The organism is Bradyrhizobium sp. 197 (assembly GCF_023073375.1).
Lineage (GTDB): Bacteria > Pseudomonadota > Alphaproteobacteria > Rhizobiales > Xanthobacteraceae > Bradyrhizobium.
Genome location: NZ_JADPJJ010000002.1, coordinates 94,926 through 116,918 on the forward strand (window position 1 = coordinate 94,926; position 21,993 = coordinate 116,918).

A 21,993-nucleotide genomic window follows, 5' to 3' on the forward strand; every position below is an offset into this window, starting at 1 on the left:
ATGGTCCTTCAGAATTGGTCGGCACAGTCTGGCGCATCAAGCGTCGGCCCGTATGAAACATTGGGCGGCGGGGCCGCCCCTCAATCAGTTGCTGCTGGCCAGGCATGGCGCGAGCGCGCTCGCCTTGGGGTATACGAACCGCTCCCTCGAGATTAAGGGACCGGGTAATGGGTTGCGCCGCTGTCAGAACCGTCCCGGAAACGTGGTGGTAACCGGGGACCGTCCCGCCGCCGGGGCTTGCCCCGCCCCACCTCGCTGCCGCGCACCGCGCTGGACTTAGAGGGGAACGGAAAAACGCTGGAATTCCCAAACCTTGAGAGTTCCGGCGCTGCACCGGGAGGCTGAATGCGACACAACCGGAAATATCGGCCGTCAGCATTCCGTACATACGTGGATTGGGTCATCCGTGCAAGGAGCGTCGCACGGCGGTCACAGTCAGCGAGTTTCGCGTGCCTGTCATTAAGGATCGTTTAACCCTGTGGTTCTATTGCGTTAAAGAGGCTGCTCGGAGGCACGGAATCGGTGGCGAGCCGCGCAAATCAAAGGTTTTTGCTGGGATGCGCGCTGCTCTGCGCCGCGGCATTGCCGTGTGCTGATTCCTCGCGCCTGAAGGCGGCGGAAAGCCAGCCCCAATCCTCTGTTGCATCAGCGAATTTCCCAATCGCCTCGGCCGCCCGGCTGGCCGGTGACGGCAAGCAGACTCGCTTTATCCTCGACATCGACCAGACCGTTACCTTCCGCGCCATCACGTTGGCTGACCCGTATCGGGTGGTGGTCGACGTCCCCCAGGTCAATTTTCAACTCCCCGCGGGCACCGGGGCCGGGGGACGGGGGCTGGTCAAGGCTTTCCGCTACGGGCTGGTAATGCCCGGCGGCTCGCGAATCGTGTTCGACCTGGCGGGCCCGGCCAAGATCGCCAATTCCTATGTGGTGGAGGCCGCCAACGGTCAACCAGCCCGGCTGGTGCTCGAACTGGAGGAGGTCGATCGCGCCGCCTTCGTGCCGTCGCTCGCTCCGGAAAACCGTCCCGAGCTGCGGCCCGCAATTGCCGATCCGCCGCCCGCAACGGTTCCCGGATCCATCCCCCCTGAGTCAGGGCAGCAGAAGGCCGATGGCCGTGCGGTGGTCGTGATCGATCCCGGCCATGGCGGCATCGACAACGGCACGCAGTCGAGCGGCGAGAGCGAGAAGAACCTGGTGCTGGCGTTTGGGCTGGCGCTGCGCGAGCGGCTGGAAAAGACCGGCAAATATCGCGTGGTGATGACGCGGGACGACGACACCTTCATCCCGCTTAACGACCGGGTCAAAGTCGCCCGCGCTCTCAAGGCCGCGTTGTTCGTCTCTATCCATGCCGACGCGCTGCCGCGTGCCGAAGGCGATGCGCAGGGCGCCACGATCTACACGCTGTCGGACAAGGCCTCCGACGCCGAGGCGCAGCGGCTGGCGGACGCGGAAAACCGGGCGGACGCCATCGCCGGCTTCAACCTTGCGGAGGAGCCGACCGATGTCGCCGACATCTTGATCGATCTTACCCAGCGGGAAACGCGTACCTTTTCAAGCCGCTTTGCCCGCCTCTTGATGGGCGAAATGAAGTCGACGGTGCGGATGCACAAGCACCCCCTGAAGTCGGCCGGCTTCCGCGTGCTGAAGGCGCCCGACGTGCCGTCGGTGCTGGTCGAGATCGGTTACGTCTCCAACAAGGGCGACCTCGAGCATCTGGTCTCCGAGGGATGGCGGTCGCGTGCCGTGGGCTCGATGGCGCAGGCGATCGACGGGTTCCTGGCCAAGCGCATGGCCATTGCGGGATCGTCAAATTGACGACCCGGGGGTCGTCGAATTGAGAGGGGATTTTCCGCCCCGCCGCAAAAGCCCTAGTTTGGCCACAGCGGGCGCTTTATAAAAACGCGGCAGGGGGTTCTGGAATCGGCGAGAATCCCGCTCGGCAAGCGTCTTGGGTCCGGCACGGACGGTATCGAGTAAGGCCGGTGAATTCGCGACGTGAGGTTGGCGCCAATTTTGGGTGCCAAGGGGCTGATACTGGGTTGATCCAGAGTTTGAACGGATAAACAGATAATGCGCTTGCTGGTGCGGTTCATGGGCTTCCTGTTCGCCGCGGGAACGGTGTTGTTCCTGGTCGGTGTCGGTGCCGTCGCAGGCCTGATCTGGCATTTCTCCAAGGACTTGCCGGACTACTCTCAGCTCCAGGATTACGAGCCGCCGGTGATGACCCGCGTGCACGCGACCGACGGCTCGCTGCTCGGCGAATACGCCAAGGAGCGGCGGCTTTATCTGCCGATCCAGGCAGTGCCGAAGCTCGTGATCAACGCGTTCCTCGCGGCCGAGGACAAGAATTTCTACGAGCATGGCGGCATCGACTACACCGGCATGGCGCGCGCCGGCGTGGCCTACATCCAGAACTACGGCTCCAATCGCCGTCCGCAGGGCGCTTCCACGATCACCCAGCAGGTCGCCAAGAACTTCCTTCTGACCAACGAGGTCTCCTTCGCGCGCAAGATCAAGGAAGCCTTGCTGGCGATGCGGATCGAGAAGACCTACTCGAAGGACAAGATCCTTGAGCTGTATCTGAATGAGATCTATCTCGGCCTCGGCGCCTACGGCATCGCGGCCGCGTCGCTGGTCTATTTCGACAAGTCGGTGAACGAGCTGACGGTGGCGGAAGCGTCCTATCTCGCGGCGCTGCCGAAGATGCCCGCGACGCTGCATCCGGTTCGCAACCGCGACCGCGCGATCGAGCGCCGCAACTACGTGATCGACCGTCTGCTGGAGAACGGCTGGATCAAGCAGGCCGACGCCGACAAGGCGCGCAAGGAGCCGCTGGCCGTCACCAATCGTTCCAACGGTGCCCACACCTTCGCCGGCGAATATTTCGCAGAGGAAGTCCGCCGCGACATTTTCGAGCGCTACGGCGAGAAGAAGCTGTACGAGGGCGGCCTCTCTGTCCGCACCACGCTCGATCCAAAGATTCAAGTCATGGCGCGCAAGACCATGGTCTCCGGCCTGGTGAACTATGATGAGCAGCAGGGCTATCGCGGCGCCATGAGCAAGCTCGATATTTCGGGCGATTGGGGCGTGAAGCTCGCCGAGATCAAGTCGCTCTCCGACATCTCGCCATGGCGCATGGCGGTGGTGCTGGAGACCAGCGACCAGTCGGCGCGCATCGGCTTCCAGCCGAGCCGTGAGCTCGGCGGCGCTGTGAGCAAGCAGCGCGAGACCGGCCTCATCACGCTCGACGGCATCAAATGGGCAAAGGCGGCCACCGGGGCTGCGAAGGGCAGGGCGGCGAGCGCGGTGTCGCAGGTGCTCCAGTCCGGCGACGTGATCTATGCCGATCCACTGTACAAGGACGGCCAGCCTGTCGAGGGCCAGTACCGACTGCGTCAGATTCCCGAAGTGTCCGGCGCGATGGTGGTGATGGACCCCTGGACCGGCCGCGTGCTGGCGATGGTCGGCGGCTTCTCGTTCGACCAGAGCCAGTTCAACCGCGCCACGCAGGCCTATCGGCAGCCCGGTTCGTCGTTCAAGCCGATCGTCTATTCGGCCGCGCTCGACAACGGTTATACGCCCTCGACTGTCGTGCTCGACGCGCCCATCGAAATTGACCAGGGCCAGGGCGCCGGCGTCTGGCGGCCTGAAAACTTCTCCTCGGGCAAGTTCCAGGGACCGGTGACGCTGCGCAACGCGTTGCGGCAGTCGCTCAACACGGTGACGGTGCGCCTCGCGCAGGACATCGGCATGCCCCTGATCGGCGAATATGCCCGCCGCTTCGGCGTCTATGACGAGCTGCCGAATTATCTGTCCTACGCGCTCGGCGCCGGCGAGACCACGGCGATGCGCATGGTCACGGCCTATTCGATGCTCGCCAATGGCGGCCGCCGGGTGAAGCCGACCCTGATCGACCGCATCCAGGACCGCTATGGCCACACCATCTTCAAGCACGACCAGCGCGAATGCCGTGGCTGCGACGCGCCGGGCGGCTGGAAGAACCAGAACGAGCCGCAGCTGATCGACCGGCGCGAGCAGGTGCTGGATTCCATGACCGCCTATCAAATCACCGAGCTGATGGAAGGCGTGGTCCAGGCCGGGACCGCGACCGTGGTCAAGGCGGTCGGCAAGCCGATCGCCGGAAAGACCGGCACCACCAACGAGGCCAAGGACGCTTGGTTCGTCGGCTTCTCGCCCGACGTCGCCGTCGCGATCTACATGGGCTACGACAAGCCGCGTCCGCTCGGCAAGGGTAACGCCGCGACCGGCGGCCATCTCGCAGCCCCTATCGCGCGCGACTTCCTCCAGCTCGCGCTCGCCGACAAGCCCGCGGTTCCGTTCAAGGTGCCGGCCGGCATCAAGCTGGTGCGCGTCGTCTCCAAGACCGGCATGCGCGCCGGCCCGGGCGAGACCGGCGGAACCATCCTCGAAGCCTTCAAGCCGGGCACGGCACCGCCGGACAACTACTCCGTCATCGGCGTTGCCGATGCCGACGGCCGCATGCCGGCCTCGCAGCAGCAGCAGCCGGATTCCGGCTTCTTCATGCGTCCGGGCACCGGCGGGTTATACTAAGGCTTAGGACAAGACGGACGTTCCTCGCGGCGGCGGTTGCGCTTTGCAGCCGCCGCCGCTACATCCCGATCTCAATGACGCGCGGGACCAATTCCGCGAGACCAGAGAACCATATGCGCGCCGAAATCGAACGGTTGGTAGAAGAGATCAAGCAGTCAGTCGGGCTGCTGAGGAGGCATCTTTGACGTCGAGAAATCGACGGCGCGCCTCGCTGAGCTGAACAAGCTCGCAGAAGATCCCAACCTCTGGAACGATCCCCAGAAGGCCCAGAAGCTGATGCAGGAGCGGACCTCGCTTGAGGATTCGCTCTCGGGCATCGGCAAGGTCATGCAGGAGCTCGAAGACGACATCGGCATGATCGAGCTCGGCGAAGCCGAGGGCGATGAGGGCGTCGTGGCTGAAGCCGAAGCCGCGCTGAAGAACCTCAAGAAGGAAGTCGCGCGGCGCGAGCTCGAGGCGCTGCTGTCGGGTGAAGCCGATGGTTTCGATTCTTATCTCGAAGTGCATGCCGGCGCCGGCGGCACCGAGAGCCAGGACTGGGCGCAGATGCTGCTGCGCATGTACACGCGCTGGGCGGAGACCCACGGCTTCAAGGTCGAGGTCATGGAAGAGTCCGACGGCGAAGAGGCCGGCATCAAGTCGGCAACGATCCAGGTCTCCGGCCGCAATGCCTATGGCTGGCTCAAGACCGAGGCCGGCGTGCATCGCCTGGTGCGCATCTCGCCATTCGATTCCAACGCGCGGCGGCACACCTCGTTCTCGTCGGTCGCGGTGTTTCCGGTGATCGACGACAGCATCAAGATCGACATCAAGGAATCCGACGTCCGCGTCGACACCATGCGCTCGGGCGGCGCCGGCGGCCAGCACGTCAACAAGACCGAATCCGCGGTGCGGTTGACGCATATCCCGACCGGCGTTGCGGTGGTTTGCCAGGCCGGCCGCTCCCAGCACAAGAACAAGGCGCAGGCCTGGGACATGTTGCGCGCACGGCTTTACCAGATCGAGCTGAAGAGGCGCGAAGAAAAAGCCGCCGCCGACCAGGCCGCCAAAACCGATATCGGCTGGGGCCACCAGATCCGCTCCTACGTGCTGCAGCCCTACCAGATGGTGAAGGATCTGCGCACGGGTGTGCAGACCTCCGACACCTCCGGCGTGCTCGGCGGCGATCTCGACGACTTCATGGCCGCGACGCTGGCGCAGCGCGCCTTCGGCACCACGGGCGCTGACATCGAGGACGTCGACTGATGCCCCGGACCGCTTTCATCGGGCTTGGACGGATGGGCCACGGCATGGCCGGCCGCTATCTTGATGCCGGTTTTACGGTGACGCTGTGGAATCGCAGCAAGGCCAAGGCGGAAGACCTGATCGCGCGCGGCGCGCTCTGGGCGACCTCGCCTGAGGACGCCGCGATCGATGCGGACGCGGTGGTGACCATGGTCGCCGACGACGAAGCCTCGCGCGCAGTCTGGCTCGGCCCGAAGGGCGCGGCCAAGACCGCGAAGGCCGGCACCATCGCGATCGAATGCTCCACCGTTTCCTATGACCACGCCCGGGAGATGGGCCGCGAGCTCAACGCGCGCGGCCTGATCTATATCGATTGCCCCGTGACGGGTTTGCCGGATGCGGCAGCGAGCGGAAAGCTGACGCTGCTGGTTGGCGCTGACGCTGCCGATCTCGAACGCGCGCGGCCCTATCTCGAACCGATCGGCTCGACCATCCGCCATTTCGGCGCGGTCGGCACCGGCACCGTCTACAAGCTCGTCAATAATCTGATGGGGGCCATCCAGATCGCCGGCCTCGCCGAAGGCCTCGCCATCGCCGAGCAGGCCGGGCTCGACATGAACCTCGTGCTGGAATCGATCCAGGCGGGCGTCGCCGCAAGCCCACAGGTGCAGCGACACTCCAAGCGCATGGTCCGCCCGCGATTTCAGCGGCGCGACGTTCACGGCGGCGCTGCGGCACAAGGATGCCGCCTACGCCGTGAAGCTCGCCGAAAGCCTGCTGGCCGACAAGCCACTGGTCTCGCGCGCCGCGGTCGAGTCCTACGCGCAGGCAAAAGCTACGATGCCGGATGGCGATGAAGGCAAGATGATCGAGCTGGTGTCGCGGCCGAAGAAGCCGTCCTAGCGGATCCATCGACATCGGTAGCCTCGTTCGCACCGTTAGAGCATCGGCTTCGTAAACCGGTGCTTCATCGGAAATCGGGTGGCGCTGTTCGCTGTGCTGTCCTAGGCGGCAAGCTCGGCCGCAGAGGTGAGACGCCATGCTCCCAAACGACAATCGGATCGACGCGCGGGACTGGTCGCTGCTCGCGCTGCTCTCGGTCCTCTGGGGCGGCTCGTTCTTCTTCAATGGCGCGGCGTTGCGGGAGTTGCCGCCGCTGACATTGGTGTTTTTGCGTGTCGCGCTGGGCGCGGCCATTCTGCTGCCGCTGCTGCACGTCCAGGGAATCCGTTTTCCCAAGGGCATGGCGGGCTGGAAGCCGTTCGTTGCGATTGGATTCCTCAATAACGTCATCCCGTTCTCGTTGATCGTGATCGGACAGACTTTCATCCCGAGCGGCCTGGCGTCGATCCTGAATGCCACCACGCCGCTGTTCACGGTGATCGTGATGGCGGCGGCAGGCGAAGAGGCCTTACAGCTGCGCCGCGTCGCCGGCGTGGCACTGGGCCTCTCCGGCGTGATCATCCTGCGCGGATGGGGCGTTGAAACACGGGCAGGGCAGGGGCTCGGCATCTTGCTCTGTCTCGGCGGCGCCTTCAGCTATGGCTTTGCGGCGCTGGCGGCGCGGCGGCTGTTGAAGGACGCAGCCCCGCTGGGAACGGCAGCGTTTCAACTGATGGCATCCACGGTGATGATGGCACTCGTCGCCGGCGCAATGGAGCAGCCATGGCGGTTACCGATGCCGGGCGTGACGATTTGGCTCGCGGTGCTTGGCCTTGCCGGCCTGTCGACGGCGCTCGCCTATATCGTCTTCTTCCAGATCCTGCGGCGCTCGGGCGCGACCAATGTGATGCTGGTGACGCTGCTCATTCCCGTCACCGCCGTTCTTCTGGGATCGCTCGTGCTGGGCGAGCCGATCTCCGCACGCGAGATCGCGGGCGCCGGCGTCATCGGCAGCGCGTTGCTGGTGATCGACGGACGCGTTCTAAATCTACTGCGGCGCGTCACGTAAGTTCCGGATCGTCGTTTCACGTCGCGGAAAATCGAAGCGCTTGCCAGCGGCAAGTCCGCTTGCGACACTCCCGGCAAAACAAGACTACAAAATAGGGGAGAGAACGATGCCGGGTCGTCGCGAAAACCTTGTTGCCCTCGCCATTTTTGCTGCCGGAGTGTTGGTCACGACACCGGCGCTGGCGCAGAAGAAATACGATCCCGGCGCCACCGACACCGAAATCAAGCTCGGCAACATCATGCCCTATAGCGGACCGGCGTCATCCTATGGCGTGATCGGCAAGACCGAGGCCGCGTTCTTCAAGATGGTCAACGACCAGGGCGGCATCAAGGGCCGCAAGATCAATTTCATCAGCTATGACGACGCCTATTCGCCGCCGAAGGCGATCGAGCAGGCGCGCAAGTTGGTCGAGAGCGACGAGGTGTTGCTGATCTTCCAGCCGCTTGGCACGCCTTCGAACTCCGCGATCATGAAATATATGAATTCCAAGAAAGTGCCGCAGCTCTTCGTCGCCTCCGGAGGCACCAAGTTCGGCGACCCCAAGAATTTCCCGTGGACCATGGGATTCCAGCCGAACTACCAAAGCGAAGGGCGGATCTACGCAAAGTACATCCGCGACAAATTCCCCAACAGCAAGATTGCGGTGTTCTGGCAGAACGACGATGCCGGCAAGGACCAGTTCAAGGGCCTGAAGGATGGGCTTGGCGACAAGGCCAACATGATCATCGCAGACAAATCTTATGAGGTCAGCGATCCCTCGATCGATTCGCAGATCGTCGCCTTACATGATTCAGGCGCCGACATCTTCTTCTCCTGGGCTGCGCCCAAAGGCTCCGCGCAGGCGATCCGCAAGGTCGGCGAACTTGGCTGGAAGCCAAAATTCTTCCTCGCCAACACCGCGACCTCGGTCGCCTCGGTGCTCAAGCCCGCCGGGCTCGACTATTCCAAGGACATCATCTCGACTGTCTATCTCAAGGACCCGACCGATCCGACCTGGGACAAGGATCCCGCGGTGGTCAAATGGCGCGAGTTCATGGACAAATATTACCCCGACGGCGACAAGGCCAATGCCAACAACGTTTACGGCTACGTCCAGGCCGAGGCGATGGCGCAGGTGCTGAAGCAGTGCGGCGACAACCTCACACGTGACAACGTCATGAAGCAGGCCACCAGCCTGAAGGATTTTCACACCGACCTGATGCTGCCCGGCATCCTGGTCAACACCTCGGCCGATGACTATTTCCCGATCGAGCAGATGCAGCTGATGCGCTTCAACGGGCAGGCTTGGGAGTTGTTCGGCGACGTCATCACTGGCGAAGTCGGCCACGAGCGCAGTCAATAGTCAGGGCTGGCGGCCAGAGCTAAGCGCGTGCGCCCAAAGCGAGAAGCGCAGGCCTAGCCGGCGCTCAGCCGCACACCGGCGCGCAAAAACTTCTGCGGATCGACCGCTTCGCCGTCGATACGGGTTTCGTAGTGCAGATGCGGGCCGGTCGACCGTCCCGTCGAGCCGACGAGACCGACGACCTGGCCGATCTTCACGATCTCGCCGACCCTGACGTTGATCTCGGAGAGATGGCCGTAGCGAGTCGCAAGTCCATTGCCGTGATCAACCTCGATCATGCGGCCGTAGCCGCCGGACCAGCCGGCCGAGACGACCTTGCCGTTGGCGGTGACGCGAACGGGATCGCCGGTTGCGGCGCGGAAGTCGAGCCCGGTGTGCATCGCGGGTCGGCCAAGAAACGGATCGCTGCGCACGCCGAAGCCGGAGGTGAACTCGACCTCGCCGATGACGGGCTTGCGATAGGGCACGAGGGAGAGCGTGCGATTGAGCCGATCCATCTCGGCGCGAGTGATGTTGATGCGAGAGAGCTGCTTCTCGAACGGCCCTGAACTGGCCGTGAGTTTTACGGGGACGAAAGGCCCGCCCATCGCCGTGCGCGGCACGGCGGCTTCGAGATTTGCGAGGTTCAGGCCGAGGTCGCTGACGACGCCGCGCATCCGCCGCATGCGTGAATCCATGCCTTCCTCGACGGCGCTGAGCGCCGCCATCTGGCGACGCTCGACCTGGTCAAGCGAGGTCGTGAGCCGAACCACGACGTTGTCGAACCCCTGGTTCTTGGCGAATTGATTGACCGGCGGAGCCGCGAGGGTCGGCGCGCGCGATTCGAGCCGCGCTTCGCGATCCGGCGGCGCTACGAAAATCACGGTGTCGCTGATCGGCGAGGGTTTTGGCGTGCCCTGCGTCGCCTGGCTCGCCTCGCCACGCTGCGGGGTGGACCGGGGAATCGATCCGGTCACGTCGGGCATGGCGCCGAGCGCCGTGGCCCGGGACTCCAGCGCCGTCTGGCGCTTCATGATCTGGTCGAGCTTCTGGTCGAACTGCTCCTGGTCGAGCAGCTGCCGGCTGGTGGTGCGGTCGACCTTGGCGCGCAGCTCGGTGATGCGGTCCTCATAGGCGTATTGCATCTCGGCTTGCCGGGCGATCAGCCGGGTGAGGACGTCGTCGCGGAAGGCGAAATAGGTCGCGGTTGCGGCCGACCAGAGCCCGAGCAGCACGACGGTGCCGACCACGATCCAGAACACCACAGGCCCCAGGCGAACCTGCTTGCCGTGATGCACAATGGTGTAGGCGTCATCGGTGTCCGGAAGGGGAATCGCGGCTGCCGCCGTCGCGGCAGGACGGCGGTTGAAAGACCGTCCGTGGTCGTGCGGGTGATGTTGGGTGTACTGCGAATATTGGGCAGAACTTTTCGACATCGGCACTCCCGCGCCGGTCGGATGAGTCCGTACGGCTTAATTGCCGCAGCAATCTGGGCCGGTCATGGTTAATTTTCCGGAAATGGAACCCCTTGAATTTAAAGGATTGGTTAAAGGCTTCTTGCCGCTTCCAGCACCTCGTCGGCGTGGCCGTCGACCCGGACATTACGCCAGACCTTGGCGACCTTGCCGTCGGCGCCGAGCAATATCGTGGTGCGAAGAACTCCCAGGAAGGTCTTGCCATACATCGATTTTTCGCCCCAGACGCCGTAGGCCTCCAACATCTCATGCTTCTCATCCGAGATCAGGGGGACGTCGAGACCGTGCTTGTCGCGAAACTTCTCCTGGGCCTTTAACGGATCGGCGGAAATACCAAGCACCGCCGTGCCAGCCGTGGCGAAGGCGCCGGTCAGCCGGGTGAAGTCGATGGCCTCCCTGGTGCAGCCCGGCGTGTCGGCGCGGGGATAGAAGAACAGGACGAGCTTCTGGCCGGCATAATCCGATAGCGCAACGACACCGCCGCCGTCGCGGGGCAGGCGGAAGGCGGGAGCCTTCTGGCCCTCGGCCAAGGCGGCCTTCGCCGCCGTTCCGGGCGCGGAGGCGGATTTAGAAGAATTTAACCGCTTCGATGCGGCCTTATGCGATGCTGCTTTTGCTATCGTTCCAGTTGATTTGCTTGCCGGTGTCCGCTGTGTTTTCGCGGACTTTGTTTGAGTCGCGGCCCGCGTTTTCAGGGGCGCCTTTTTAGCCGTCGGACTGCCGGAGGGCGTTTTGGACGATTTCTTTCGGGATTTCTGGGACATACGCCTTCCTTTCGTCGCTTTCGGCGGGTCAACCAAAGCGGTATTACAGCCTTCGTCCGGTGTGCCGGAATCGCGCCCTCAGGTAGGCGAGTCTGACGACGCCGGAGTCTGGTTACAAGGAATTACACGCACCACCCCACTGCTCGTTGAACGCGCTCCCGGGGCGAAATGACGAACAGCAGGAACATTCGAGGTATGGCGGCAATGCCGGCGCAGGGAGCTTCGCTTCCGGTCGACGGCTGCGGTCCTGGCGGCGCTCGATCCCACGACGGGCGCCTGTATCGAGAGGCAATGGCAAGGAATACGTCGCCCCAGGACTACAATCGGGATTTGGATCGGCGCGGCGGCCAACAAGAGTCGCAGCAATGGGACGACGCCGATTGGGATTCGGATCAGGAAGCGGCGGCGGGCCATCGGGCGCGCCGGCTGTTGTCGCGTTCCAGTTCGGGCTTCCATCGTTTCGGTGACGGGTTTGGGAGGTTGCGCCGCTGGCTGGGTGGTGGGCGCTGGCTAAAGCGCACGGCCGTGGTCGTCGGCGCCCTGGCTGTCATCTTCGTCGGCTGTTTCGGCGCGCTGTGGTGGCGGCTCGGCGCCGGTCCCATCAATCTGGACATTGCGACGCCGTGGCTCGCCGCGGCGATCGAGGACAATATTGGCCACGGCAACACGGTTGAGGTCGGCGGCACGCAGATCGAGCGGACCGGGCGGATCCGCATCGCCGTGCGTATCCGTGACATCGTCGTGCGCGACCAGGATCACGCCATTGTCGCCACCGCGCCGAAGGCTGAGGTGAGGCTGTCGGGTGCGGGTCTGCTGATGGGACGCCTGCGCGCCGAAAGCCTCAACCTCGTCGATGCCGAGCTCGCGATCCGGATCGCGCCCGACGGCACCGTCACAGTGTCGGCCGGCGACACCGCAAAGCCGCTCGCAACCGGCGTTGCCTCCAAGAAGGACGCGGGCCTGCCACCGACATTCCCGCGCAACGGTGGCCCACCGCCGCCATTCGCAACAGTGCCTGCGAGCCCGGACGCATCGCAAGCCGCCGCCCAGGCCACGCCCCCGAGTGGGATTCTTCAGGGTCTCGACTGGCTCGACAGTCTGAGCATGACCGGCCTCGACGGCCAGAACCTCAACGAGATCGGCCTGAAGAACGGCAATCTGGTCGTTGACGATCAGCAGCGCGGCAGCAAATGGACGTTTGAGAACATCACGCTCAGCCTGCGCCGGCCGAGCCGTGGCGGCGTCGCGCTCAGCCTCGGCGAGGAGGGCGCGCGTCCGTGGTCGCTGCGTGCCACGATCGGCCCCGCCGAGAATGGCGTGCGCTCGGTCGATATCCGCGCCGACAAGGTCTCGACCGCCAACATCCTGCTGGCGTTGCGGGTGAAGGACCTCACCTATACCGCCGACCTGCCGCTCACCGGCGAGCTCAAGGGCGAGCTCGGCCGCGACGGCGTGCCGACATTCTTCCGCGGCAAGATTGCGATCGGCGCCGGCAACATCATCGACACCGACACGCCCGACTACCCGATGGCGATCGACTCGGCCGAGATCAATGTCGAGTGGGATTCGAACCGGCGGGTGTTGGTCGCGCCGTTCAAGATTCTGTCGGGCGCGAACCGCCTGACCCTTCTGGCCCATCTCGAGCCGCCCAACGGCACCATCAATGACTGGCAGCTCGGCTTCAGCGGCGGTTCGATCCTGCTGGGCGGCATCGACAACGAGCCGCCGCTGGTCTTCAACCGGATTGCGATTGGCTTCCGCTTCGACACCGACCACAAAAGGCTGCTGTTGACGCAGGCCGATATCTCCAACGGAGAGATCGGCGTCGCCGGCACCGGCGCCATCGACTATTCGGGCGAGCCAAGGCTGACATTGGGTTTTGCGGGAACGCCGATGTCGGCCTCCGCGCTCAAGCGGATGTGGCCGACGCTTGTCGTTCCCGAATTGCGCGAATGGGTGATCGAGCGGATCGAGCGTGGCACGCTGCAGCGCATCGAGATCGGCGTCAATTCGCCGGTCAAGAATCTTCCGCGCAGGGGTCCACCCATTCCCGACGACGGCCTGTCGGTCAATATCGTTGCAAGCGGTGTCGCGGTTCGCCCGGTGGATGGCATGCCGGTGGTGCACGATGCCGATTTGAAGGCGCGCGTGACCGGGCGCACCGCGACCGTGAATATCGGGCAGGGCATTGCCGATACCCCGGCGGGCCGCAAGATCACGATTTCCGACTTCGTGTTCGAGGTGCCTGATATGGTTCCCAAGCCGTCGCCGTCGCGGACCAGGTTCCGTGCCGATGGCCCAGTGCCTGCGGCCGCCGAAATGCTTTCCAATGATCGCCTGAGCGATCTGTCGTCGACCGTCATCGATCCCAACACCAGCAAAGGGACGTTCTCGGCGAACATCCAGCTGGGCCTGCCGGTCAAGGGCGAGCTGACCAAGGCCGACACCACCTATACCGTCACCGCCGATCTCAACGGTTTTGCTGCCGACAAGCTGGTCATGAACCAGAAGCTGGAAGCCAATAACCTCAAGATCGTCGCGAACAACCAAGGCTATCAGGTCAAGGGCGACGTCAAGATCAACGGGCAGGCGGCCTCGCTCGACTACCGCAAGCCGGCTGAGGGCGATGCGGACGTCAAATTGCAGGCCACGCTCGACGATGCGGGCCGCGCGCGCCTCGGATTCGATCTGAGCCCCGCCGTCAGCGGATCGCTGCCGATCAAGCTGTCGGGCAAGATCGCAGGAGGGCCCGACCAGACGACGAAGCTCGGCGTCGAGGCCGACCTGACCTCGGTCAGGCTCGACAACATCCTGCCCGGCTGGGTCAAGCTGCCGGGCAAATCGGGCAAGGCCAGCTTCAAGGTGGTGCCGACGGCGCAATCGACGCGTCTGGAGGACATCGTCGTCGAAGGCGGCGGCGCCTCGATCAAAGGGGCGCTCGAGGTCGATGCCAACGGCGACCTCATGAACGCGAACTTCCCGACCTACGCGCCCTCCGACGGCGACAAGGCGTCGCTGAAGGTGGAGCGAGGCCAGGACGGCGTGATCAAGGGCACGATGCGCGGGGACGTATTCGACGGCCGCGGCTTCCTGAAGTCGGCGATCTCAGGAAATTCCAAGGACGATGCCAAGAGCAAGACGAAGAACGTCGATTTCGACATCGACGTGAAGCTCGGCGCCGTCATGGGTTTCAACGGCGAGGCGATGCGCAGCGTCGACGCCAAGATGTCGCGCCGCAGCGGCGCGGTCAAAGCCTTCACGCTGAGCGGCAGGATCGGAAAAGACACGCCCGTGGCGGCCGATTTGCGCGGCGGCCGCGCCCAGGGCAACCGTGAGGTGATCTATCTCCAGACCAGCGATGCCGGCAGCTTCCTGCGCTTCACCGACACCACCAACAAGGTCTTCGGCGGCCAGATGGTGGTGGCGATGGAGCCGCCGACGTCAGAGCCTACGACAAGAGAAGGCCTGATCAACGTGCGCGACTTCTCGGTCAAGGGAATGGAGCAACTCGATCGCGTCGCGGCGGGCGCTGCTAACGGCGCGCAGAGCGGGGTGGCCTTCACGGCGTTGCGCGCGGAGTTCACGCGGCAGAACGGCGCGCTCACGATCCGCGACGGCGTGGTCAAGGGTCCGATGGTCGGCGCCACCATCGAGGGCTCGATCGACTTTCCCGGCAACCAGGTGTGCATGAGCGGCACCTTCGTGCCGATGTACGGGTTGAACAACATGTTCGGACAGATTCCGGTACTCGGGCTGTTCCTGGGTGGTGGCGATAAAGAGGGACTGATCGGCGTAACCTACGAGGTCGTCGGCACGCCGGCCGCGCCCGTGATGCGCGTCAATCCGGTCTCGGCCATGGTGCCGGGCGTGTTCCGAAAGATCTTCGAGTTCAACACCGGCAAGCAGAACACGCCGTTCGAGGAATTCCCCTCGCAGTCGCACGATGGTTCGACCGGATCGCCGCGTCAACTATCGAGCGGCTGCAGCATCGCGCGGCGATAGCGCGCTGGGCTGATTCGCCGAGTGCGATCAGGTCGGGCCACCGCCGAGTCAGCCTACGCCGCGCGCACGCCGGCCAGGAATGTCCCGACTTCGCCGGAGAGCTGCTCGGCCTGCTTGGAGAGGTTCGAGGCGGCTGCGAGCACCATGCCTGCGGCATTGCCGGTCTCGTTCGCTGCCGTGCTGACGCCGCCGATGTTGGTGGTGACTTCCTGGGTCGCCTCCGCGGTCTGCGAAACGCTGCGGGCGATCTCGGCGGTGGCGGCGCCTTGCTCCTCGATCGCAGCCCCGATCGAGGTCGCGATCCGGCTGACTTCCTCGATGGTGGCGGTGATGCCACCGATGGCGTCCACGGCCTCCTTGGTCGCGCCCTGGATCTGCGCGATCTTGTCACCAATCTCGCGGGTCGCTTCCGCGGTCTGGCTCGCCAGCGATTTCACCTCGGAGGCGACGACGGCAAAGCCGCGGCCGGCTTCACCGGCGCGCGCGGCCTCGATGGTGGCGTTGAGCGCGAGCAGATTGGTCTGCGCCGCGATGCTGGAGATCAGCTCGGCGACATGTTCGATTTGCTGGGCACCGTCGGAGAGGGCGCGCACGATGGTGTCGGTGCGGCGTGCGCTGTCCACGGCGCGGCCGGTGACCTCGGCGGATTGCGCGACCTGACGGCTGATCTCGGTGATGGAGGAGGAGAGTTCTTCGGCAGCGGCCGCGACCGTCTGAACGCGCTGGCTGGCTTCGGTGGCGGCCGAGCCGACCACGGCGGCGCGGCGGTTGGTGCCTTCCGCGGTCGACGACATCGACTTGGCGGTGACCTCCAGTTCGCCGGAGCCCGAGGCCATCAGGCCGACGAGCTGGCCGACGGAGGCATCGAACCGGTCGGCAAGCGAGATCAGCGCATCGCGCTTCTCCTGCTCGCTGCGGGTCTTGGTGGCGACCTGCTCGGCCTCCAGGTTACGCGCTGTCAGCGCGGTCTGCCTGAGCACTTCGAGGGTCTCGGCCATGCGGCCAATCTCGTCGCCGCGACCGGTTTCCTCGACTGGCTTGTCGATGGCGCCTTCGGAAATCTCCTGCATGCGGGTCTTCTGGCGGTCGAGCGCGCTCAGCACGTCGCGGGCGATCAGCCACGACAGCGTCGCCATCAGCAACATCAGGCCAACGCCGATCCCGGCAAGCTCGAGCGTCAGCGCGCGGACGTCGGCGTCGATGTCGTCGACATAGAGGCCGTAGCTGATCGTCGCGTTCCAGGGCGCAAACTTGCGCGTGAAAACGGTCTTGCGGACGGGCTCCGTCTGGCCGGGGCGGGGGTAGAGATATGAGGCTACGCCGCCCTGAGCAGTCTGGTTGCCGGCACTTATGATCGCATCTGCGATGAGGACACCGTTGGAGTCCTTTGCACCCGTGATCTTGCCTTCGAGCTGCTGGTTCGCGCCGTTCACCAGGATCGAGGTATCGGCGTTATAGACCACCGGGTAGCCCTGGTTACCGTTGAATGTCATGCGCCGTCCGCGCATGTGGAACTGGGCCTTCGCTTCGGCCTGCGTCAGCTTGCCGGCGGTGACGTCGTCCTGGACCGACTGGGCAAGGGTGTAGAGGATGTCGACCGCTGTCTTCATCTGCTGGACCCGGTCTTCCATCATGCGGCTCTTGCTGAGGAAGGCCGATACCGCGATGATGGCCGTGATTGTGAGAGCCGCGAGGCAGACCATGCTGGTAAGCTTGGTGCGGATCTTCAGATGGCTCAGCAGCTTCATCGCAGCCTCTACGAAATGGTTGTTATTGCTCGCATCGGTAGCATGAAGTTCTTACCATTCATGAACATAGCCATGCCTCGACCCGCTGCGGGACAGCCGCTGCGCAACCTTATGCGCAAGCGTGCAGGCAAAACGCCATGCATCGCCGTGCATCCGTATTTTTGCGGAAGGATATCGTTCTCAGACTTTGGTGGTGATCGAGCTTGGCAGGACGGCCGATGAATCGATTCGTTCACCGCATCATCATGTCCTTGCTGCTCGTGGCGGCCCTCGTTCTCATCTGGAACGTGCTGGGGACGCGCTGAGCCGGCACCGGCAAATCCGCCGGTACCGACTTGCTTGCGAGATAACTAGAAGCCTTAGCGCCGTGCGAATGCGCCGCTGGTCGAATCGCTTTCCTTGCCTATTGCCGCATCGACGCTGACCGATCCGCCGCCGGCTGCCGAGAGGTAGAGGCAGGCGAAGCAGAACAGGATCGCCGCGGTGCCGCCATTGAGCAGCGGCAGGAACACCGGCGTTTCGCCCTTGAGCATGTGGCCCATGAAGTAGGCGAACGCCATTTCACCCGAGAGAATGAATGCCGCGAGGCGGGTGAACAGGCCGAGCATCAAGAGCGCGCCAAGCACGAGCTCGATCGTACCGGCCGCGTAGATGATCGGCGGGATGTTCGCGAAGTAGGGCAGCACCGGAAACTTGAACAGTTTGGCGATCCCGTACTGGAACAGCAAGAGACCGGTGACGAAGCGAAACAGGCTCAAGAGAACCGGTTGAAAGCGAGTGAGATAGGGAAAGTTCATGGGTTTGTCCCTCCATCCAATGCGCGACTTGGAGCGGATTCAGTTCCGCCTCGCAAGCCACCCCGGATCGATTCCGCGCTGACATTTTCGTCATGTAGGACAAAACACCGCAGTTTGCCGCTTCACCCCGGTTGCGCCGAATTTTTTTTCACGCGTGGCCTCGTGAGTCGTACGTAATTTCCCGGTGACATCGAGGGATGCAGGTTACGTCGAGGAGACCTACCGCCGCAAGGCGGGTACGACCAGGAACGGGATCATCCCGAGCACCACGCTCGCAAGTGCGAAAGCGAGCAGCGCGTTGTAGCCATGGGTAACGTCATGGATCAGGCCGCCGCTCCAGGAGCCGAACGCCGAACCGAGGCCGCTGCCAATCGAGATCGTGCCGAAGATGGTGCCGACACGCTTACCCCGAAAAATCTTCATCGCGGTTGCCGTGATCAGCGGTCCACGCGAGCCCATCATGCTGCCGAAGCAGACGACGAAACCGGAGAGCACAATGATGTTGGGGGTGTACTGCAACAGCCACAGCAGGAAGATGCCGAGGATCGAGATCGCGTAGCTCAGCAGTACCGACGGTCTACGCCCGATCAGCCCGTCGAGCGCGGAGACGCCAAGCATGCCGAACACCAGCACGACGCCGGAAAAGCCCCAGGCGGTCGCGGCCTGGAGTGGCGGAAAGCCGGCATCGATCAGATAGGCCACGATCTGCGCGGCGATCGCATACATGCCGACGGCAGTGAAGAAGAATGTCGAGAACAGCGCCCAGAAGGCGTGATGGCGCATTGCGCTCGGAAGCGTCCAGCCATGATCGACGAAATCCGGATCGGTCTTCTTCGCGATATGCGGCGAGCCTGAGGCGAACAGCTGCCATGGCAGCAGCATGAGCGGCACCAGCAGGCCGAGCGTGACGAAGCCGAACAGCTGGTAGGTTTCGCGCCAGCCGAGATGATCGATCAAAAGCTGCGAAGCCGGCAGCAGCGCCAGCACGCCGCCACCCATGGCCGAATAGACGACCGCCATCGCGGTCGGCAGTTTTGGGCCGAACCAGCGGCCCAGCAGAATCGAGTTCGGCACGTTGCCGATGAAGGCGACGCCGATGCCGACGCACAATCCAATCGAGAGCTGGAATTGCCAGAGCGACTGTGCATGGCTCGCGATCAGGAAGGCCGAGCCGAGCAGCAACAGCCCGAGCGCATAGACGATGCGCGGTCCGGAATGATCGAACAGGCGCCCGACCAGCGGTGCAGTCAGTCCGCTGACGAGCCAGGTCAGCGAATAGATCGAGACGACCTGGGCGCGATCCCAGCCGAAGTTTTCCGAGATCGGCTTCAGGAAGACGGTAAAGCATTCGCTGAGGCCGCGGCCGAGCACGGCGAGCGTGAAGCAGAGCGCGAGCACCACCAGCGCGGTGCGCGCGACGCCCTGCGGCGTCGCCGTGACGCGTTCCCTGGTTGCTTGCTTGGACTGTTCCTTGGACTGTTCCTTGGACCGTTCCCTGGGCGTGTTCTGGTTCATTGCCAGTCAGGGAGCGCGCTTCGGCGCGCCCTGACAAGCAGCGAAAAGCTCATACGCCTATGCAGGCCTGATGAGGATGTGCTTCTTCTTGCCGAACGACAGCTTGACCACGCCCTCCGGGGTCAGGTTGGCCACTGAGAGCGCCATCTTTTCGTCGGTGACGGGCTCGTCATTGACGCGCAGGCCGCCGCCCTTGATCTGGCGCCGTGCTTCGCCGTTGGAGGCAACGAGGCCCGCCTTGACGAAGGCGTTGAGCACGCCGAGGCCGGCATCGAACTCGCCGCGCGGAATTTCCACGGTCGGCAGGCTCTCGGACAGCGCGCCTTCCTCGAAGGTGCGGCGCGCGGTCTCAGCCGCCTCGTTCGCTGCGTCGCGGCCATGCAAGAGCGCGGTCGCCTCGGTGGCGAGCACCTTCTTGGCCTCGTTGATATCGGAGCCGCCGAGCGCCTCGAGCTTCCTGATCTCGCTGATCGGCAGCGTCGTGAACAGTTTCAGGAATTTGCCGACGTCGGCATCCTCGGTGTTGCGCCAGTATTGCCAGAAATCATACGGCGAGAACTGGTCGGCGTTGAGCCAGACCGCGCCTTGCGCGGTCTTGCCCATCTTGGCGCCCGACGCCGTCGTGAGCAGCGGCGTCGTCAGCGCGTACAGTTGGTGGGTGCCCATCCGGCGGCCGAGATCGACGCCCATGATGATGTTGCCCCACTGGTCCGAGCCGCCCATCTGCAAGCTGCAGCCGGTGCGTCTGGCGAGCTCGACGTAATCGTAAGCCTGGCAGATCATGTAGTTGAATTCGATGAAGCTCATCTCCTGCTCGCGCTCGAGGCGGAGCCGCACGGAGTCCATCGTCAGCATACGGTTGACCGAGAAGTGCCGGCCGACGTCGCGCAGCATCTCGATCCAGTTGAGCTTGGTCAGCCACTCGGCATTGTCGAGCATGATGGCGTCGCTCTTGCCATCGCCATAGCGCAGCACCTTTGCGAACACGCCGCGGATCGAGGCTTTGTTGGCCTCGATCTCGGCGATGGTGCGGATCGCACGCGTCTCGTCCTTGCCGGAGGGGTCGCCGACCATGGTGGTGCCGCCGCCCATCAGCGTGATCGGCTTGTTGCCGGACTGCTGCAGCCAGTGCAGCATCATCATAGTCAGGTAGTTGCCGATGTGCAGGGAGGGGGCGGTGCAATCGTAGCCGACATAAGCCGTCGCCTCGCCCTTGGCCGCGAGCGCGTCCAGCCCCTCAAAATCGGAGCACTGGTGGATGAATCCACGTTCCTGCAGGGTATTGAGGAAATCCGATTTGAATGCAGTCATTTGTCGGCGTGCCTGACAATTCTTGGTTTACTGTTTTGGGGGCAATTTAAGGATCTACTTGGGAACTCGATTGCCGCCCGCCACTTTGGCCTGTGGCATTATAAGATGTGTCCCTCAGGCACAAGATCGGCATGCCGGAGGGGTTCTCTTGAGGACGCTGATCCATGATGTTGACGGCACTTGGTTTGATGAGCGGCACCTCGCTGGACGGGGTGGATGTCGCGCTGATCGAAACCGACGGAAAGCAAGTGAAGGCGTTCGGGCCGTCCGGCTACCGGCCCTATAGCCCGGCGGAGCGCAATTTGCTGCGCCAGGCGCTGAGCGAGGCCGTGCACCTGGCGCAACGCGATGCCCGGCCGGGAATTCTGGCCGAGGCCGAGCGCGCGGTGACGCTCGTGCACGCCGAGGCAGTGGCCGCCTTTATCGCCCAGAACCGGATGAAACCGGAAGACATCGACATCGTCGGATTCCACGGCCAGACCGTGCTGCACCGCCCCGAGAAGCGGCTGACGGTGCAGATCGGCGATGCGCCGGCGCTGGCCAGGGCAATCCATATTCCCGTGATGCATGATTTCCGCGCCGCCGATGTCGAGGCCGGCGGCCAGGGCGCGCCATTCGTGCCGGTGTATCACCGGGCGCTCGCCAACTCGCTGGACCGTGAGGGGCCGATCGTGGTGGTCAATATCGGCGGTGTCTCCAACATCACCTATATCGACGGCAAAGATACGCTGATGGCCTGCGATACCGGGCCCGGCAACGCGTTGCTCGACGATTTCATGTACCGCACCATGAACCAAGCGTTCGACGCCGAAGGAAAGTTCGCCGCACTCGGCAAGGTGGATGAAGCCTGGATCGCGCGGGCGCTGGAGCTGCCGTTCTTCGCAAGCCCGCCGCCGAAATCGCTCGACCGCAACGACTTTGCCGCGCTGAAGCTTGGCGAGGTGGTGCCGGCCGACGGCGCCGCGACGCTGACCGCCTTCACCGCCGCGGCGATCGCCCGCGTCATCCCCCTGCTGCCACGCAGGCCGCGGAGCTGGATCGTCTGCGGCGGCGGCGCCCGCAACCGGACCATGCTCCAGATGCTGCGGGAGCGTGTCGGGTCCGCGACTGTCGAGGCCGCCGAGGCGCTCGGCTGGGCTTCCGACGCCATCGAGGCGCAGGCGTTCGGCTTCCTCGCCGCGCGCGGTTTGAAGGGCTTGCCGTTGTCCTATCCGGCTACCACGGGTGTGCCGATGCCGATGACCGGCGGGGTGATCGCGCGGCCCTGAGGTCCAGGCCCGGGATCATACCGGTTGATGCAAATGCATTGA

General features: G+C 64.1%; 14 protein-coding genes and 1 pseudogene. 9 read left to right on the top strand and 6 right to left on the bottom strand.

Annotation, left to right across the window (positions count from 1 at the left end):
• Positions 1 to 522 precede the first annotated feature (522 nt).
• From IVB27_RS00660 to IVB27_RS00685, 6 genes and pseudogenes are all read left to right on the top strand, one after another.
• Positions 523 to 1,818 (top strand): N-acetylmuramoyl-L-alanine amidase, encoded by a 1,296-nt coding sequence (locus IVB27_RS00660; RefSeq protein WP_247440570.1) that lies wholly within the window; start codon positions 523 to 525, stop codon positions 1,816 to 1,818.
• Positions 1,819 to 2,073: 255 nt separating this feature from the next.
• Positions 2,074 to 4,575: a penicillin-binding protein 1A gene (locus IVB27_RS00665; RefSeq protein WP_247347175.1), complete on the top strand. Its 2,502-nt coding sequence runs from the start codon at positions 2,074 to 2,076 to the stop codon at positions 4,573 to 4,575.
• 113 nt (positions 4,576 to 4,688) lie between these two features.
• A protein-coding gene (gene prfB / locus IVB27_RS00670) for a peptide chain release factor 2 (RefSeq protein ID WP_247440572.1) occupies positions 4,689 to 5,820 on the top strand; the annotation gives its coding sequence in 2 pieces (ribosomal slippage) (positions 4,689 to 4,757 and positions 4,759 to 5,820; 1,131 coding nt in all).
• Positions 5,820 to 6,702: pseudogene (locus IVB27_RS00675) on the top strand (NAD(P)-dependent oxidoreductase). Before prfB ends, IVB27_RS00675 begins: the two are co-directional and overlap by 1 nt.
• A gap of 136 nt (positions 6,703 to 6,838) precedes the next feature.
• The gene (locus tag IVB27_RS00680) at positions 6,839 to 7,750 is read left to right on the top strand and encodes a DMT family transporter (protein WP_247440574.1); all 912 of its coding nucleotides are present in this window, start codon (positions 6,839 to 6,841) and stop codon (positions 7,748 to 7,750) included.
• A gap of 106 nt (positions 7,751 to 7,856) precedes the next feature.
• Positions 7,857 to 9,092: an ABC transporter substrate-binding protein gene (locus tag IVB27_RS00685; RefSeq protein WP_247440575.1), complete on the top strand. Its 1,236-nt coding sequence runs from the start codon at positions 7,857 to 7,859 to the stop codon at positions 9,090 to 9,092.
• A gap of 53 nt (positions 9,093 to 9,145) precedes the next feature.
• Here IVB27_RS00685 and IVB27_RS00690 read toward each other — a convergent pair whose 3' ends face one another.
• Complete coding sequence (locus tag IVB27_RS00690; protein ID WP_247440577.1) at positions 9,146 to 10,507, bottom strand: M23 family metallopeptidase; 1,362 nt, start codon at positions 10,505 to 10,507, stop codon at positions 9,146 to 9,148.
• Between the two features lie 110 nt (positions 10,508 to 10,617).
• Entirely contained in the window at positions 10,618 to 11,310 is a 693-nt protein-coding gene (locus IVB27_RS00695; RefSeq protein ID WP_247440638.1) for a peroxiredoxin, read from the bottom strand.
• 204 nt (positions 11,311 to 11,514) lie between these two features.
• Between IVB27_RS00695 and IVB27_RS00700 the strand changes: the two genes are divergently transcribed.
• The gene (locus tag IVB27_RS00700; protein WP_247440639.1) at positions 11,515 to 15,312 is read left to right on the top strand and encodes a YhdP family protein; all 3,798 of its coding nucleotides are present in this window, start codon (positions 11,515 to 11,517) and stop codon (positions 15,310 to 15,312) included.
• 53 nt (positions 15,313 to 15,365) lie between these two features.
• Here the strand turns inward: IVB27_RS00700 and IVB27_RS00705 are convergent, their stop codons facing one another.
• Positions 15,366 to 17,060 (bottom strand): methyl-accepting chemotaxis protein, encoded by a 1,695-nt coding sequence (locus tag IVB27_RS00705; RefSeq protein ID WP_247440578.1) that lies wholly within the window; start codon positions 17,058 to 17,060, stop codon positions 15,366 to 15,368.
• Between IVB27_RS00705 and IVB27_RS00710 the strand changes: the two genes are divergently transcribed.
• Positions 17,043 to 17,282, top strand: coding sequence for a hypothetical protein (locus tag IVB27_RS00710; protein WP_247440580.1), 240 nt, complete (start codon positions 17,043 to 17,045; stop codon positions 17,280 to 17,282). The two genes, IVB27_RS00705 and IVB27_RS00710, sit on opposite strands and share 18 nt — an antisense overlap.
• Before the next feature lie 137 nt (positions 17,283 to 17,419).
• On the opposite strand, the gene IVB27_RS00715 is transcribed toward IVB27_RS00710, so the two are convergent.
• From IVB27_RS00715 to tyrS, 3 genes are all read right to left on the bottom strand, one after another.
• Positions 17,420 to 17,857, bottom strand: a complete 438-nt coding sequence (locus IVB27_RS00715; RefSeq protein ID WP_247440582.1) for a DoxX family protein — start codon at positions 17,855 to 17,857, stop codon at positions 17,420 to 17,422.
• A 219-nt stretch (positions 17,858 to 18,076) separates the two neighbouring features.
• Positions 18,077 to 19,372 carry an MFS transporter gene (locus IVB27_RS00720; protein ID WP_247440584.1) on the bottom strand — a complete coding sequence of 432 codons (1,296 nt, stop codon included), beginning with the start codon at positions 19,370 to 19,372 and terminating at the stop codon, positions 18,077 to 18,079.
• Positions 19,373 to 19,429: 57 nt separating this feature from the next.
• Positions 19,430 to 20,683, bottom strand: a complete 1,254-nt coding sequence (gene tyrS / locus IVB27_RS00725; RefSeq protein WP_247440586.1) for a tyrosine--tRNA ligase — start codon at positions 20,681 to 20,683, stop codon at positions 19,430 to 19,432.
• Positions 20,684 to 20,847: 164 nt separating this feature from the next.
• Between tyrS and IVB27_RS00730 the strand changes: the two genes are divergently transcribed.
• Positions 20,848 to 21,951 (top strand): anhydro-N-acetylmuramic acid kinase, encoded by a 1,104-nt coding sequence (locus tag IVB27_RS00730; protein WP_247440588.1) that lies wholly within the window; start codon positions 20,848 to 20,850, stop codon positions 21,949 to 21,951.
• The last annotated feature ends 42 nt before the right edge of the window (positions 21,952 to 21,993 follow it).